This is a genomic window from Flexivirga meconopsidis, from assembly GCF_026162425.1.
Classification (GTDB): domain Bacteria; phylum Actinomycetota; class Actinomycetes; order Actinomycetales; family Dermatophilaceae; genus Flexivirga; species Flexivirga meconopsidis.
This window is the reverse complement of sequence record NZ_JAOBQJ010000002.1, coordinates 886,812-901,992: the sequence shown is the minus strand read 5'-3', so window position 1 is coordinate 901,992 and position 15,181 is coordinate 886,812. Positions and strand designations below refer to the sequence as shown.

The following is a 15,181-nucleotide window of genomic DNA, read 5'->3' as shown; positions in this document are numbered from 1 at the left end:
CCTCAGGCCCCGACCAGCTGCGTCCAGCGCGACTGGAAGTCGGGCATCGTCTTGGCGACAGTGCCGGCGTCGTGCACCACCAGATCGGGCACGCGCAGCCCGAGCACAGCAGCCGCCATCACCATGCGGTGGTCGCCGTAGGTCTGGAAAAGACTGCCGTGCAACGGTTTCGGGCGTATGACGAGGCCATCGTCCAGCTCGCCGACGTCACCGCCGAGCCGGTTGAGCTCGGTCGACAGGGCGGCCAGCCGGTCGGTCTCGTGACCGCGGATGTGCGCCACGCCCCGCAGGTATGACGGGGCATCCGCAAACGCCGCGACCGCCGCGACGACCGGGGTCAACTCACTCGCGTCGTGCAGGTCGAGGTCGACCGCCTGCAGGCTGCCGGTGCCGCGCACGGTCAGGCCGTCGCGGCCGAGCTGCATCTCGGCGCCGAACTGCTGCAGGATCTCCCGGATGTGGTCGCCGGCCTGGGTGGTGGCGTGCGGCCAGCCGGGCACGGTGACGCTCCCGCCGGCGACCGCCGCAGCCGCGAGGAACGCCGCCGCGTTGGACAGGTCGGGCTCGACCTCCAGGTCGAGGGCGTTGATCTCGGACGGCTCCACCCGCCACCGGTTGGGCTCGGAGTCGTCGACGAGCACGCCGGCGTCGCGCAGCACCTCGACAGTCATCGCGATGTGCGGCAGGGAGGGGAGTGGTTTGCCCTCGTGGATCACCGTGATGCCGTCGTCGTATCGGGCTCCGGCCAGCAGGAGCGCACTGACGAACTGCGACGATCCGGACGCATCGATGCGCACGGTGCCGCCGCTGATTTGCCCGTTGCCGGTGAGCTGGAAGGGCAGCGCGTCGCCGCTCACGTCGACGCCGAGGCTGCGCAGCGCCTCGAGCACCGGACCCATCGGCCGTCGGCGGGCGGCTTGGTCACCGTCGAATTCGACTGTGCCGTCGGCCAACGCGGCGACCGGCGGCAGGAATCGCATCACCGTCCCGGCCAGCCCGCAGTCGATTGCGGCAGGGCCGTGCAGCTGGGCGGGTTGGATGATCCACTCGGTGTCGTCGTCGGTGGTCTCGATCTGCGTGCCGAGTGCCTGCAGCGCCTCGCACATCAGCGTGCTGTCCCGCGAGCGGAGGGGCCGCACCAGCCTGGAGGACTCCTTGGCGAGGGCGGCGAGCACCAGATAGCGGTTGGTGAGCGACTTGCTGCCCGGCACCGTGACGACCGCGTCGAGCGGCTGCCGGGCGAGCGGAGCAAGCCAGTCGCCCGCAGCGACGGTGGCGGTGGAGGTCGGATGCGCAGGATCAGCACTCATGTTGCGCTACAGGCTACCGATTCTCCGGCGCGGCGCGGTGGGCGTGTGTGCGGGCTGAGCGGCCGGGGCCGGGGGCGTGGGGCGTGCCGGGGGCGTGCATAAGTCGAAACGGTTGCGGGGTGTGCACGCTCTGGCGGGCTGGGGGCGTGCATAAGTCGAAACGGTTTCGGGGTGTGCACGCGCCCCGGCATACGCTGGCACCCATGTGTGGCCGGTATGCCGCGAGCTTCGCACCAGACGACCTCGTCGACGACTTCGAGATCGACGTCGACCGCACCGACGAACGCACCCGGTCGGTGCTGGTCAACCCGCAGGACCCGCCCGCGGGCACGCCGGACTGGAACATGGCGCCGACCAAGCAGGCGCCGGTCGTCCTCACGCGGACTCCCCGCGACCAGCCCGACGCGGACCCGCAGCGGCAGCTGCGGCTGCTCACCTGGGGACTGGTGCCGAGCTGGGCCAAGGACACCAAGGTGGGGTTGCGGATGATCAACGCCCGCGCCGAGACGCTGCTCGACAAGGGTGCCTACGCCAAGGCAGCGCTCGCGCGGCGCTGCCTGGTGCCGGCCGACGGCTGGTACGAATGGCAGGCCAGCCCGACCGCCACCGACAGCAAGGGCAAGCCGCGCAAGCAGCCGTTCTACATCCACCGCGCCGACGACGAACCCATAGCGTTTGCAGGCGTTTACGAGTTCTGGCGGGACAAGAGCCTCGCCGACGACGACGCCAACGCCTGGCTGGTCAGCTACGCGATCGTGACGACCGCGGCCGAGCCCGGGCTCGACCGCATCCACGACCGGCAGCCGCTCGTGCTCGACAAGGACCGCTGGTCGCACTGGCTCGACCCGGCCACCACCGACCCCGATGCGGTCCGCGCGCTGCTGGAGCCCGAGCCCGCCGGCCGGTTCGAGGCGTGGCCGGTCGGCAAGGCCGTCGGCTCCGGCCGCAACAACGGCGCCGACTTGATCGCGCCGGCCCCCGCCGACCAGCTCGACGGTGTCGTCGACCCGATGACCGGCGAGGTCCTGCAGCCATGAGCACCCCCAAGCCGCGCACGATCGACACCCCGCACGGCCCCGCCCGGGCGTATGTCGAGCGTCCCCCACGGGCAACACCGGCCCGCGGCAGCGTGGTCGTCAGTCACGGCGCCGGCGGCGGCATCGACGCCGCCGACCTCGTCGCCCTGCGCGCACTGGTCGACGACGGCTGGACCTACGTGCGGGTCGAGCAGCCGTGGCGGGTCGCAGGCAGGAAGGTCGCGACACCACCGAAAACCCTTGATGCTGCGTGGATTCCGATTATCGCCGCGCTGCGCGAGGGCCGTTGGGCCATCCCCGGTCCGCTCGTGACCGGCGGTCGTTCGGCCGGGGCGCGGGTCGCCTGCCGCACCGCCGCAGAGGTCGGCGCCGACGCCGTGCTGGCGCTGTCCTTCCCGCTGCACCCGCCCGGCAAGCCCGACAAGTCGCGGGCGTTCGAGGCGCAGGAAGTGCTGCAGGCGGGGCTGCCGCTGTGCGTCATACAAGGAAGGCGGGACCCGTTCGGCGACCCGGGTGAGGTGCGCGCCGCGCTCGGGCCGGCGCCGACCATCGCGCCGGTCACCGGAGACCACTCCCTGGCTCGCGGCGCCGACGAGGTGCTCGCCGCCGCCCGCGACTGGCTCGCCACCATCTCGTAAGCGGGGGTGCGCCCCGCGTCACGGTCGCTTACGGGACGCGCGGGTCTCCGGCGTACGTTTGACCACATGACGCTGACCATCGGATACAAAGCATCCGCAGAGCAGTTCGCCCCCAAGGAGCTCGTCGACCTGGCCGTCGAGGCCGAACGCGTCGGACTGGACAGCGCGTTCGCCTCCGACCACTTCCAGCCGTGGCGGCACGAGGGCGGCCACGCGCCGCACGCACTCACCTGGATGGCCGCGGCCGGCGCCCGCACCGAGCGGATCAAGCTCGGCACCTCGGTGCTGACGCCGACCTTCCGCTACAACCCGGCGGTGCTCGCCCAGACCTTCGCCACCATGGGCTGCCTCTACCCGGGCCGCGTCATCGCCGGCTTCGGCACCGGCGAGGCGCTCAACGAGATCGCGGTCGGGCAACAGGACTGGCCGGAGTTCAAGGAGCGGTTCGCCCGGCTGCGCGAGTCGGTGCGGCTCATGCGGCAGCTTTGGACCAAGGGCCGCGTCAGCTTCGACGGCGACTACTACCGCACGGTCGACGCGACCATCTACGACCGTCCCGAGCAGCCGATCCCGGTCTACATCGCAGCCGGCGGCCCGACCGTCGCCAAGTACGCCGGCCGGATGGGCGACGGGATGATCGTCACCTCCGGCAAGGGCATGGAGCTGTATGCCGACAAGCTCGTCCCCGCGATGCGCGAGGGGGAGGAGCTGGGCAAGCGGGCGCCGGGCTCGGTCGAGCAGTTGCTCGAGGTGAAGATCTCCTACGACCGCGACCCCGACCGCGCGCTGGAGAACACCCGCTTCTGGGCGCCGCTCGCGCTCACCCCCGAGCAGAAGCACAGCATCGACGACCCGGTGGAGATGGAGCGGGCGGCCGACGCGCTGCCGATCGAGCAGATCGCCTCACGGTGGATTGTCGCGTCCGACGCGCAGACCGTCGTCGACGGCGTCCGCCCGTATGTCGATCTCGGCTTCACCCACCTGGTGGTGCACGGACCCGGGCAGGACCAGCGCCGTTTCCTGGAGCAATTCAGCCAGGATGTCGTGCCCGCGCTGCGCGAGGAGTTCTGACCGGGTGTGAGGGCCGGGTGACAGCGGGCCGTCAGGCGACGCTGGTGCGGCGGGCTTCCTCGGCCAGCTCCGCATCGGCGACGACCGGCGCCACCGTGGTGACCGTGGCCTTGTCGCGCGCGGCACGGCGCTCGGTCCACAGCGTGCTGCCGAGCAGGGTGGCCACGAACACGATCGACACCGCGTAGATGGCGGCAACGGCGTAGATCACGAAGGTCACGATCGAAGAAATTATCGCCGGCTCGCACGGTCGTCAAGGCAGGTTCCCAGGAACGTGTGCAGGGTCACGTGGTCGCTGGCGGCGGGTTTGCAAAAGCGGTCGATTATTTGCAAATTAACCGGATGTTCGCCGCCTTTGGCACACCTACTATTCATCTGCCGTGGGCTCACCCGCGGGCCGGCGGGGCGCCCGGTGGAATCTCGCGGGAATGCCGAGCGGGTGCCGCGACGTTGAGGGCAGTGTCACGACCAATGGACGATCGCTTCCAGGAGTCAAGCTTGCTGCACGCCCCGATGACGCTGTCCGAGCCGAGCGGCTCGGGTGCCGGACCGTTGACTGCCACCGCCGACCCGCAACGCGCGGCGGGACTAGGGTTGACCCCAATGACCACTCAATCCGGTGAGACCCAGGACCGGCCCGCCGAGGACCCCAACCTCGACGTGTCCGCCGAGTCCGAGGCCGAGCGCGCCACTCGCTTCGAGCGTGACGCGATGCCCTACCTGGACCAGCTCTACAGCGCCGCGCTGCGCACCACCCGCAATCCGGCCGACGCCGAGGACCTGGTGCAGGAGACGTTCGCCAAGGCCTTCGCGGCGTTCCACCAGTACAAGCCCGGCACCAACCTCAAGGCCTGGCTCTACCGCATCCTGACCAACACCTACATCAACAGCTACCGCAAGCGGCAGCGTCAGCCGCAGCAGTCCGACGCGGCCGAGATCGAGGACTACCAGCTGGCGCGGGCCGAGGCCCACACCTCGCGCGGGTTGCGGTCGGCTGAGACCGAGGCGCTGGACCACCTGCCCGACAGCGACGTCAAGCGCGCGCTGCAGGAGGTGCCCGAAGACTTCCGGTTGGCCGTCTACCTGGCCGACGTCGAAGGATTCTCCTACAAGGAGATCGCCGAAATCATGGATACGCCGATCGGCACGGTGATGTCGCGACTGCACCGCGGTCGCCGACAGCTACGCGAACTGCTCACCGATTACGCCGTCGAGCGCGGATTTATCAAGGAAGGGGCGTCTTCCTGATGGGCGCCGAATGCAGCGATTACGTTTCGCGGATTTTCCAGTACCTCGACGGTGAGTTGGACGACGAAGGTCGCACTCGGCTCAAGGAGCACCTCGACGGGTGCCCGCCGTGCCTGGATGAGTACGAGCTCGATGCGTTGCTGAAGGCGCTCGTGCGTCGTTCGTGCGCATGCGAGCAAGCGCCCGACGCACTGCGCGCGCAGATCCTCACCCGGATCACCAGCGTGCAGGTGACGACCGTCCGGGTCCGCGAAGCCTGACGCCATACCTAGACGAGAAGGGGAGGCACACCGCACGGTGTGCCTCCCCTTCTCGTCTGTATGACGCTGTTGCTTCGGGGCGCTCAGGCGTTGGGCTTCTTGCCGTGGTTGGCGGCCTTGCCCTTGCGGGAGCGACGCTTGCGGGCGCGCTTGCTCATGACTTCTCCTCGGGATGTGCTGCGGCAGATCGAAAAGCCGCCCGAAGGCGGCGAACCGCACCATCATCGCACACCGACCGCACCGTAAAGAATTGGTCAACTCCTTGCCTGTGAGCGCTTACGCGGTAGGAAGTTGCGTCCGGCCGTGAGACGATTGCCGTGCCGAGGTTCTCGGCCGTTTACGTGGGTAACCGGTCTGCCTTCCGGTTTCCCCTCCTGGGTGCGCGGAAAGGATGATTTGTCTGATGGACGCTGCGACTCTGCAGGCACTGCTGCTCGCCGGGCTGGCCGGCAGCCAGACTGTCAATCCCGACACGGTCGGTTGGAATCCGACGTAGTCCGAACTGCCTGACGGTGCCATCCTGGCAACCGTGAAAGCCCTGCCGGACACCGACGACGTAGCGCGAGCGTGAGCAAGAACACCGCGGCCTGGCGCGTGGTCGGCGGTCTTGCCGGCACCCTCGTCATCCTGGTGGGCGGCTACGTTGCGGTCGCTCACGGACGCTACTTCGACCCGGTGCCGGCCCTGCTGCTCGCGCTGCTGGCGTTCTTGTTGCAGGCGACCAACCTGCGCGCGGTCGAGGCGAACGTCTCGCTCACTTCGATCCTGCTCGGTGCGGCGATCGCGCTCAGCGGACCGCTCGGCGCGGCGGTCGTCGGGCTCGCCGCGCCCTGGGGGATGTTGCGGTCGACGCCGTTGCTCCCGACGCTGTTCAACGCGCTGACCAATGCCTTGATCGGCGTTGTCGGTGGTTTTGCGTTCCTTGCAGCGCGGGGCGTGATCCAGCCGAGCCGCGCGCTGTCTCCGCTCGGTCTCCTGCAGCATGAGTTGTTGCCGCTGACCGTGGCCACCATCGTCATGCTGATCTGCAACGTGCTGTGCGTCGGGCTCGTCATCTCGGTCACCGGCGGACCATCGACCCTGCTGACCGCACGTCGCGTCGTACAGCAGGTGTGGCGCACCTACCTGGGGTATGGCGTGGTCTCCTTCCTCGCCGTCGTGCTCTGGGATGCCGCTGAACTCGGGCCGGCGTCGATGGTGGTCATCCTGGTCCCGTTGGTCTTCGCCCAGTGGTCCTACCTGCAGCAGCGCGCGGAGGCGATCTCACACGAGCGGACGGTGGCGAGTCTGGTTGCGGCGGTCGACGCGCGCGAACCCGCGCGGCGCGGCCGCAACCAGCAGGTTGCGGCGGTGTGCGAGTTGATCGGCGACCGGCTGCGGCTGACCCCGAGCCAGTTCGAGGCGCTGCACTTCGCCGCGCTGCTGCACGACGTCGGGATGATCTCGCCGGCACCGGACCGGCGTGAGGGCCGCCCGCAACCGCTGCCGGACGACCTCGACCGCATCCGTCGGCACCCCGATCGCAGCGTCGAGATGCTGGCCTCCATCGCCTTCCTGGCCGACTCAATCTCGGCGATCCAGGCCCACCACGAGCGGTGGGACGGTCGGGGCTACCCCGGCGGGGTGCGCGGTCCCGCCATACCGCTGTTGGCTCGGATCCTCGCGGTCGCCGACACGGTGTGCGCCCTGGTGTCCGCCGACCCGGCAGGCGGGGTCGACGCGGCCGTGGAGCAGGTGCGCGCGCGGGCCGGCTCCCAGTTCGACCCCGAATGCGTGGCCGCACTGGGTCAGGTGACCGCCGACGTGCGGCGGGCGCTCTGCGGGGAGGGCGGCCGCCGGCCCGCGGCCAGGACGCCGCTCGTGTGGGATCACGATCTGCCGTCGGCCTCCGACCTGTTGGCGTCCCGCGCGCCGGCGCACGGATGAGTGCCATGGCTCGATTCGATGCTCGACCCGGCCCGTCCACGATGCTGCTTGCTCTCGGGATGGTGCTGTGCGTCGCGGCGGCCGTGCTGCAGGACGTCCTGACGACCGGTCGCGCCTGGGTGGTCCTGGTCAGTTTCGTGATCGCGATCGCGCTTGCTTCGTTGCTCCACCTGACGAGCGGAGGCGGTGAGGCGTGGTCGCCGGTGGCCTCGTCGGTCGTGTTGGCGTTGGCGCTGACCGGGCCGCAGCCGACCGGTGCGCTGGTGCCGGACACCTGGATGCAAGTGCTCGGCACGGCCGTCGTCGGGCTCGCCGCAGGTGCGGTGCTCATCCGGCTGACCGGTGACGCCTGGCCGCATCCGTCGGCGTTCGCCGGGCAGTTGGTCGCGCTCGGGGTTGCGTTGCTCTGTTATCGCGAATTGCCGCTCTACAGCGGCGAATCGGCGTTGCATCGCTATGACGAATGGGCCGGCGAGCGGTGGAGGTCGGCCGCCGCGATGGCGCTTGCCGGTGTGCTCGCAGGAGTGGTGCTGTTGGTGAGCACGATGTACCGGCGTCGCGAGGGGCAGCCGATCCGGCAGGTCCTGCAGCGGGTCGACCCGATGGAGGCCGCGCTGATCGGCGCCGTGGTGTCCACTTCCGTTGCGATCGGCCTCGGTATGGCGCCGCTGGGCGTGCTCGCCATACCCCTGATGTCCGCACCGCTGATCCTGCTGCGTTTCGCCCTGGGGCAGCGAGTGGCGGTGACCGAGACGCGGCGGCAGACGATTGCCGCGCTGTCCAGACTGACCGACGTCGCCGGCTACACGGCGGCCGGTCACTCGGAGCGGGTGGCGTCGTTGTGTCTGCGCATCGGGCGGGCGCTGCAGTTCAGCGACCAGGAGCTCAGCGACCTGGAGGATGCGGCACGCCTGCACGACATCGGACAGGTTTCACTCCGGTCGCGGATCCCGGGCGGAGCCACGGTGGACATCGCGCCGGCCGATCAGCGCGGCATCGCCGATCAGGGGGCCAACATCGTGCGCCGCACGGAGGTGCTGGACTCGGTCGCCGACATCATCGAGGCGCAGGTCGTGCAGTTCCGCCAGGTGCAGGAGTATGGCGAGCCGGTCCCGGTCAGCAGTCGAATCATCAAGGTTTGCAACGCGTTCGAGGATCTGACCGGCGGAGACCCCGGGCTGCGCGATGCCGCGATCGAACGCATGACCCTCGGCATCGGCTACGAGTACGACCCCAATGTGCTCGACCTGCTGATCCGGGTGACCGGTCGCGATCGACTTGTCACGTAGAGCCGCACTTGTCACGTAAACGTGGACTTGTCACGTAGAGGTGGACTCGTCACGTAAAGATGGACTTGTCACGTGCTCTAGCACGTGACAAGTCCACCTTTGACTGTACGAGTTCGCCCTCAGACGGGGTCGGCGCCTGCGTGCGGGCGGTGTTTGCCCGCGCCACCCTCGCCCGGCGCACCGTCCAGCGGGTCCGGGTCGTATGCCGCAACCCGCGGGTCGTCGGCGTCGGCGAAGTAGTCCACGACCACCGTCTCGTCCTTGCCCTCCGGCACCTTGAGCGCACGCAGGATCAGCGTCAGCACGACCGCGACGATGACGTTGAGGATCACCGCGGTGAACGCGATGTAGCCGAGCTCGCCGATCACCGGGATGTCTGCGGTCGATCCGCCGAAGTGCTTGGTGGCGGGGGAGGCGACGTCATACGCCTGCTTGGTGCCGTAGATCATCGCGACTGCCCAGCCGGCAAGCAGCGCCCAGCGGTCCAGCCACCGGGTGTAGAGGCCGATCACGATCGCCGGGAAGGTCTGCAGGATCCAGATGCCGCCGAGCAGCTGCAGGTTGATGGCGTTCTGCTTGTCCATCGTGAGCACGAAGATCAGCGCGAACACCTTGACCACCAACGACGTCAGCTTGGAGATGCGCGCCTCCTCGGCGACCGTCGCGCCCGGCCGCAGCCACTCCTTGTAGATGTTGCGGGTGAAGGTGTTGGCCGCGGCGATCGACATGATCGCGGCCGGCACCAGCGCGCCGATCGCGATCGCGGCGAAGGCTATGCCGGCGAACCAACTTGGGAACTGATCCTCGAACAACTGCGGCACCACGAGCTGGGCGTTCGGCTTGCCGTTGAGCCCGATCGGCTTGGTGCCCGCGGCGATCGCGACCCAGCCGAGGAGGGCGAGCAGCGCCAGCACAAAGCTGTATGCCGGCAGGATCGACGCGTTCTTGCGGATCGTGTCGCGACTGCGCGAGGAGAGCACCGCGGTGATCGAGTGCGGGTACATGAACAACGCCATCGCGGAGCCGAAAGCCAGTGTCACGTAAGCCCATTGGGCCTTCGGGCCGACGGTGTCGGAGAATGGCGCGGCGCCCGGCTTGGGTGGTGTCTGTGCCTTGTCGTGCGCGGCGTTGAAGATCACATCCCAGCCGCCGACCTTCTGCGGCAGGTAGATCACCGCGACGATGATCACCAGGTAGATCAGGATGTCCTTGACGAAGGCGATGATTGCCGGCGCCCGCAGACCGCTGGTGTAGGTGTAGGCCGCGAGCACCACGAACGCGATGAAGAGCGGTGCGTCGTTGGCGAGCCAGTTGCCCGTGCCGCCGACGCCCGCGACCTCGAGCACGGCCTGGATGCCGACCAGCTGCAGCGCGATGTAGGGCAGGGTCGCGACAAAGCCGGTGATCGAGATCGCCAGCGAGAGCCCGCGGGAGCCGTAGCGCCCACGGACGAAGTCGCCGGCGGTGACGTAGCCGTGCCGGTGACTGACCGACCACAGCCGCGACATGAAGAAGAAGATCATCGGGTAGACGATGATCGTGTAGGGCACCGCGAAGAAGCCGCTGACCGCTCCGGCGCCGAACATCGCGGCCGGCACGGCGACGAACGTGTATGCCGTGTAGAGGTCACCGCCCAGCAGGAACCAGGTGATCCAGGTGCCGAACGACCGGCCGCCAAGGCCCCACTCGTCGAGCGAGTCCAGCGATGCCGCGCGGCGCCAGCGCGAGGCGAGGAAGCCCAGCACGGTGACCAGTAGGAAGATCGCGATCAGGACGATGAGCGCAGGCAGGTCGACCCCGTTGCCGGGGCGCGACGGGTCGGCGGCGGCGGGCAGGAGCGCGAGCTGCGTCATACTCACTCACCGTCCCTGTGGGCGGCGTGCTTGCCGACAGGTTCGAAGGGCACATGCGGCCGGGCCTTCTTGACCAGCGCGTAGGCGATCGAGGTGCAGATCGCACAGAAGAAGACCAGCGCCATCTGGTACCAGATGAAGAACGGGAAAGAGCCGAGCTTCGGGTCGGTCTTGGCGTACCAGCCGACCGGCACCAGGGCCAGCATCGGCAGCAGCAAGACGACCCCGGCGACGACCTGCAGGCGCCGATCGGCCGGTGGCGCCTGGTGGGGATTCGGGTGTTGCGACATCGTCCAACTACCTCCGGGTGACGGATGTGAAGCAGCCGTGAAACGTTACCGCTGTGGCGGGTGTTACTGCCGGGTTTTACCGAGGACTGGTCCGCAGCGGGGGCACTTGTCCACCAAACGCGGACTTGTCACGTGTTAGAGCACGTGACAAGTCGCCCGTTGGTGGACCAGTGCCCGGTTGGTGGACAAGTCGGCAGTCACTGGACAAGTCGCCGTCACGTGGACAAGTCGGCACTCACTGGACAAGTCGGCACTCACTGACAAGTGCGACCTGAACGTGACGAGTCAGGCCGGCATCTGCGCCCACGAACGTCGCTGCCGGATCGCTTCGCGGATGCGCCGGCTGAGGCGCTCGGGGTCGGCCAGATCGGACCAGATCACGCGTATGACGAGCCACCCCTGCTCACGCAGGGCATCCTCGCGCGCCTTCTCGTCGACGACCGCGGTGCTGCCGTCCTTGCGATACTTCACCGCGCCGTCGAACTCGATCAGGATGCCGACGTCGGGCAGTGCGAAGTCGGGGAAGAACTGGCCGATGCGCGTCGGGATGCCGGGCTGGCTGACGAACCGAAGCCCCATTCCGAGCAATACCAGTCGAGTCCGCGTCTCGCCGGGCGACTCGGCGGCCGGGTCGGTCAGCTCGAGCATCCGACGTGCGTGATTGATGCCGGGCCGTTTCGGGTTGGCGTCGACAATGCGCCGCAGCTCGGCGAACCCGACGAGTTGCTGGTGCAGCGCCGCGTCACACGCGACGAGCCCGGACTCGGTGCCGTGCCAGACGGCGGTGGACACCACAGCGAAGGCCGGGTCGAGCGCGGGCACCCCGTCATACATCGCCCATGAGCTGGGGCCGAAACTGCGGTGCACGCGCACTCCCGACCAGCCGTGCGAGCGGCCGGCGCCGACTCGCACCACGTGGGTCGTCCGGTCGACCGGCCACACCGGCAGCCGGTGTATGGCGAGGGCGGTCTGCTGACCGGCGACCACCGATGGCGGGTCGGTCATCAACGACCGCACGCAGGCGCGCGCCTCGAGCAGACGACGCTCGTCGAGGCCGGCGGCGTCGAGGAGGCTGCCCTCGACGTAAGCGCCCCGCTGGACCCGGCGCAACGACCCCTCGCGCACGAGGCGGGCGGTGTCACGGCTGCTGATCCCGATCGCGCGCAGGTCGCGTGCGGTGATGATGCCGCCCAGGGTCGTGAGGCGGGCCCGGAGTGCGGTGCGGGCGACGATGCCGAGCCAGTGGTCCTGGGCGGCGAGTGAGATCTTGCGCGATGCGGTGGACATGCCGATCGAGTGTGCTCCGATCGGGCGAGCCGGCTCGGCCGTGGCGTGCTGGGGTGTGGACAACCGCGAGTCGGGGCGACTCGTCATACAAAAAGTGGACTTGTCACGTGCTCTAGCACGTGACAAGTCCACTTTGGACGTGACAAGTCAGCCGTTACCGGACCAGTTGCCGGACGGTCACCGACCCAGTTACCGGACCCGTTGCCGACCCGGCCGGCGGCCGGCGCCGCGTCAGGCCTTCTTGGTCTCCCAGAAGATGTTGGAGATCTCCTCGATCTTGGCGAGCAGGTCGTCGGCGGTCTTGACGTCCCACGACGCCTTGGTGCCGCCGGCACCGGCCAGCTTGGTGGCCTCGTTGATCAGCGTGTGCAGCTGCGGGTAGCTCTCGAAGTGCGGCGGCTTGAAGTAGTCGGTCCACAGCACCCAGAGGTGCTCCTTGACCAGCTGCGAGCGCTGCTCCTTGATCACCGTGGCGCGCATCTTGAAGTCGAGGTCGTCCGGCTTCTCGTTGACCTTCTGGACGATGGCCTTGATCGACTCGGCCTCGATGCGGGCCTGGGCGGGGTCGTACACGCCGCACGGCAGGTCGCAGTGAGCGCTGACCTCGATGGTGCGGGCGAAGATTCGGCGAAGCATGTGCGGTCCTTCCGTCGGTTAGCTCGGACGTATGGCGGAGCCTGCCGCTTCAAGCGCGGTTGAAGTCAACCGACACCCTCGAAACGCGGGCGGCCCGCGCACGATTCGAACCTACTCGCGGGGAGGGTAGCGATTGAACCCGACTGCGCCACATGCGAATCCGTCGCATTTAACGACGTCGGCGCGGCCGCGGCAGGCGGGCCAGCACAACCCCCAACACATCCTCCCGCGGTATGGCGCCAACCAGCCACGAATCGATGCCTTCGCGGGGGTTGTCGCGCTCGGCCCACCAGCCGGAGCCGTCCGCCCGGGTGATCCGTTTGACCGCGATCGGCCGCGGCCCGGCCGGACCGTCCGGCAGCCGGATCACGTGCGCACGTCCCGGGCGAGGGCCTGCGCCATACAGCACGAGGAGGCGGTCGCCGCCTGTATAGGTCGGCTCCATCGACCGCCCGCGCACGACGGCGAGACCGAGCCTCACTCGGCCTGAGCGCCCGCCGACTGCCCGGCGGCCTCGCCGCCGTCGGGCCCGGCGGCCCCGCCCTGCGGCACAGCGGATTCGTTCTGTTCGGCGAGGATCCGGCGCAGGAAGCTCTTGGTGCGTTCGTGCTGCGGATTGGCGATGATCTCGCGGGCCGGCCCCGACTCCACCTCGACGCCGCCGTCCATGAAGACGACCCGGTCGGCCACGTCGCGGGCGAAGGCGATCTCGTGGGTGACCACGATCATCGTCATGCCGTCGTCGGCGAGTTCGCGCATCACGTCGAGCACTTCGCCGACGAGTTCGGGGTCGAGCGCCGACGTCGGCTCGTCGAAGAGCATCAGCTTCGGCTTCATCGCCAGCGCTCGCGCGATCGCCACCCGCTGCTGCTGTCCGCCGGACAGTTGGCTCGGGTAGTGGTGGCTGCGTTCGCCGAGCCCGACGCGCTCGAGCAGCGCCATACCCTCGGCTCGGGCGGTGGCCTTGTCGACACCCCGCACCTGCACCGGGGCCTCCATCACGTTGGCGATGGCGGTCTTGTGCGGGAAGAGGTTGAAGCGCTGGAAGACCATGCCGATCTCCCTGCGCTGCTTGGCGATGCGCTTGTCGTGCAACCGGAGCAGGCGGCCGTTCTTCTCCTCCAGGCCGAGCAGCTCGTCGTCGACCCAGATGCGGCCGCCGTCGATCGTCTCGAGCTGGTTGATGCACCGCAGGAAGGTGGTCTTGCCCGAGCCGGACGGCCCGAGCAGGCAGACGACCTCGCCGGGGGCGACGTCGAGGTCGATGCCCTTGAGCACCTCGACTCCGTGGAAATGCTTGGAAACGTTGAGCGCTCGCACCAACGGGCGAGGGTCACGGGTGTCGGTCACTTGCCACCACCTCCGAGTTGAGCCAGCTGCCGCAATCGTCCGGGTGCGCCCTGCCGTGAGTTGCTCGACTGGCTGCCGAAGCCGCGTCCGAAGTAGCGCTCCAGGTAGGTCTGTCCGATCATCAGCACCGAGCAGACGACGAGATACCAGATCAGTGCGGCCATCAGCGCCGGCATGACCAGGTAGGTGGAGTTGGCGACCGCGTTGGCCTGGAAGAACAGCTCGGTCGAGACCGGCACCGCCGACAGCAGCGAGGTGTCCTTGACCATCGCGATCGTCTCGTTGCCGGTCGGCGGCACGATGACCCGCATTGCCTGCGGCAGGATGATGCGGCGCATCGCCTTGCCCCGGCTCATGCCGAGCGCGGACGCCGCCTCCTCCTGGCCGGTGTCCACCGACAGCAGGCCGGCGCGGGCGATCTCGGCCATGTAGGCGGCTTCGGACAGCCCCAGGCCGATGATGCCGACGATGATGCCGCTGCTGATCGACTTCACGTCCAGCGTGTAGAACGTCGCGCCGTCGTCCAGGCCGATGAAGTGGCCGAGCTCCTTGCTGAACGGCACGCCGAAGTCCAGTGTCGGGTAGAGGTAGAGCACGCCGACGCCGAGCACCACCAGCAGCACGTAGCGCGGCACCGCCCGGAAGAACCAGATGTAGACGAACGACACGAAGCGCAGCACCGGGTTGGTGGACAACCGCATGATCGCCAGCAGGATGCCGAGCACGATGCCGACCACCATCGAGGCGACCGTGCAGATGATCGTGCCCTTGACCAGACCCTCCAGGACCGGGCGGTACTCCATCACCCGCCATACGAAGCTCCAGTCCCACTTGGAGTTGGTGACGAACGAGTTGATGAGCATCGCGGCGAGGATCGCGATGACGACGACGCCGACCCACTGCCACGGGTGACGCACTGGACGGGCATCGATCGCGCCGGGGCGCTCGGCCGAATCTTCCCGTCCCTCAGGGGTTTTGGTCATGTC

Annotated in this window: 17 protein-coding genes; 7 read left to right on the top strand and 10 right to left on the bottom strand. The window is 68.7% G+C overall.

Features of this window, described 5'->3' with window-relative positions; translation table 11 throughout:
• Positions 1 to 2: 2 nt before the first annotated feature.
• Positions 3 to 1,310: a 3-phosphoshikimate 1-carboxyvinyltransferase gene (aroA, locus tag N2M23_RS09580; protein ID WP_265445027.1), complete on the bottom strand. Its 1,308-nt coding sequence runs from the start codon at positions 1,308 to 1,310 to the stop codon at positions 3 to 5.
• 203 nt (positions 1,311 to 1,513) lie between these two features.
• Here aroA and N2M23_RS09575 point away from each other — a divergent pair, with 203 nt between their 5' ends.
• The 3 genes from N2M23_RS09575 to fgd all read left to right on the top strand — a co-directional run bounded on the left by N2M23_RS09575 (position 1,514) and on the right by fgd (position 4,056).
• Positions 1,514 to 2,347: an SOS response-associated peptidase gene (locus N2M23_RS09575; protein WP_265445025.1), complete on the top strand. Its 834-nt coding sequence runs from the start codon at positions 1,514 to 1,516 to the stop codon at positions 2,345 to 2,347.
• Entirely contained in the window at positions 2,344 to 2,985 is a 642-nt protein-coding gene (locus N2M23_RS09570; RefSeq protein WP_265445024.1) for an alpha/beta hydrolase family protein, read from the top strand. The genes N2M23_RS09575 and N2M23_RS09570 overlap by 4 nt, the downstream gene beginning before the upstream one ends.
• A gap of 66 nt (positions 2,986 to 3,051) precedes the next feature.
• Positions 3,052 to 4,056, top strand: coding sequence for a glucose-6-phosphate dehydrogenase (coenzyme-F420) (gene fgd, locus N2M23_RS09565; protein WP_265445023.1), 1,005 nt, complete (start codon positions 3,052 to 3,054; stop codon positions 4,054 to 4,056).
• 31 nt (positions 4,057 to 4,087) lie between these two features.
• Here the strand turns inward: fgd and N2M23_RS09560 are convergent, their stop codons facing one another.
• Positions 4,088 to 4,276 carry a hypothetical protein gene (locus N2M23_RS09560; RefSeq protein ID WP_265445022.1) on the bottom strand — a complete coding sequence of 63 codons (189 nt, stop codon included), beginning with the start codon at positions 4,274 to 4,276 and terminating at the stop codon, positions 4,088 to 4,090.
• 383 nt (positions 4,277 to 4,659) lie between these two features.
• Between N2M23_RS09560 and N2M23_RS09555 the strand changes: the two genes are divergently transcribed.
• Together N2M23_RS09555 and rsrA are read left to right on the top strand one after the other, a co-directional pair.
• Positions 4,660 to 5,304: a sigma-70 family RNA polymerase sigma factor gene (locus N2M23_RS09555; protein ID WP_265445020.1), complete on the top strand. Its 645-nt coding sequence runs from the start codon at positions 4,660 to 4,662 to the stop codon at positions 5,302 to 5,304.
• Positions 5,304 to 5,564, top strand: a complete 261-nt coding sequence (rsrA, locus tag N2M23_RS09550; protein WP_265445019.1) for a mycothiol system anti-sigma-R factor — start codon at positions 5,304 to 5,306, stop codon at positions 5,562 to 5,564. The genes N2M23_RS09555 and rsrA overlap by 1 nt, the downstream gene beginning before the upstream one ends.
• Before the next feature lie 83 nt (positions 5,565 to 5,647).
• Here the strand turns inward: rsrA and N2M23_RS21130 are convergent, their stop codons facing one another.
• Positions 5,648 to 5,722, bottom strand: a complete 75-nt coding sequence (locus N2M23_RS21130) for a 50S ribosomal protein bL37 (RefSeq protein ID WP_370670776.1) — start codon at positions 5,720 to 5,722, stop codon at positions 5,648 to 5,650.
• Positions 5,723 to 6,131: 409 nt separating this feature from the next.
• On the opposite strand from N2M23_RS21130, the gene N2M23_RS20970 reads away from it, so the two are divergent.
• Complete coding sequence (locus N2M23_RS20970; protein WP_265445018.1) at positions 6,132 to 7,490, top strand: HD-GYP domain-containing protein; 1,359 nt, start codon at positions 6,132 to 6,134, stop codon at positions 7,488 to 7,490.
• 5 nt (positions 7,491 to 7,495) lie between these two features.
• A complete protein-coding gene (locus tag N2M23_RS09540; RefSeq protein ID WP_265445016.1) occupies positions 7,496 to 8,779 on the top strand; it encodes an HD-GYP domain-containing protein in 1,284 nt (427 codons plus the stop codon).
• A 119-nt stretch (positions 8,780 to 8,898) separates the two neighbouring features.
• Here the strand turns inward: N2M23_RS09540 and mctP are convergent, their stop codons facing one another.
• From mctP to N2M23_RS09505, 7 genes are all read right to left on the bottom strand, one after another.
• A complete protein-coding gene (gene mctP / locus N2M23_RS09535) occupies positions 8,899 to 10,632 on the bottom strand; it encodes a monocarboxylate uptake permease MctP (protein WP_265445015.1) in 1,734 nt (577 codons plus the stop codon).
• 2 nt (positions 10,633 to 10,634) lie between these two features.
• Positions 10,635 to 10,922 (bottom strand): DUF3311 domain-containing protein, encoded by a 288-nt coding sequence (locus tag N2M23_RS09530; protein ID WP_265445012.1) that lies wholly within the window; start codon positions 10,920 to 10,922, stop codon positions 10,635 to 10,637.
• Positions 10,923 to 11,207: 285 nt separating this feature from the next.
• On the bottom strand, positions 11,208 to 12,209 hold the full coding sequence (locus tag N2M23_RS09525) for a type IV toxin-antitoxin system AbiEi family antitoxin domain-containing protein (protein ID WP_265445011.1): 1,002 nt from the start codon (positions 12,207 to 12,209) through the stop codon (positions 11,208 to 11,210).
• Between the two features lie 231 nt (positions 12,210 to 12,440).
• Positions 12,441 to 12,845 (bottom strand): superoxide dismutase, Ni, encoded by a 405-nt coding sequence (gene sodN / locus N2M23_RS09520; protein WP_265445010.1) that lies wholly within the window; start codon positions 12,843 to 12,845, stop codon positions 12,441 to 12,443.
• A 169-nt stretch (positions 12,846 to 13,014) separates the two neighbouring features.
• On the bottom strand, positions 13,015 to 13,326 hold the full coding sequence (locus N2M23_RS09515) for a S24/S26 family peptidase (RefSeq protein ID WP_265445008.1): 312 nt from the start codon (positions 13,324 to 13,326) through the stop codon (positions 13,015 to 13,017).
• A complete protein-coding gene (locus N2M23_RS09510) occupies positions 13,323 to 14,195 on the bottom strand; it encodes an amino acid ABC transporter ATP-binding protein (protein ID WP_341870591.1) in 873 nt (290 codons plus the stop codon). The genes N2M23_RS09515 and N2M23_RS09510 overlap by 4 nt, the downstream gene beginning before the upstream one ends.
• Positions 14,192 to 15,178, bottom strand: a complete 987-nt coding sequence (locus N2M23_RS09505) for an amino acid ABC transporter permease (protein ID WP_265445006.1) — start codon at positions 15,176 to 15,178, stop codon at positions 14,192 to 14,194. Before N2M23_RS09505 ends, N2M23_RS09510 begins: the two co-directional genes overlap by 4 nt.
• Positions 15,179 to 15,181 lie beyond the last annotated feature (3 nt).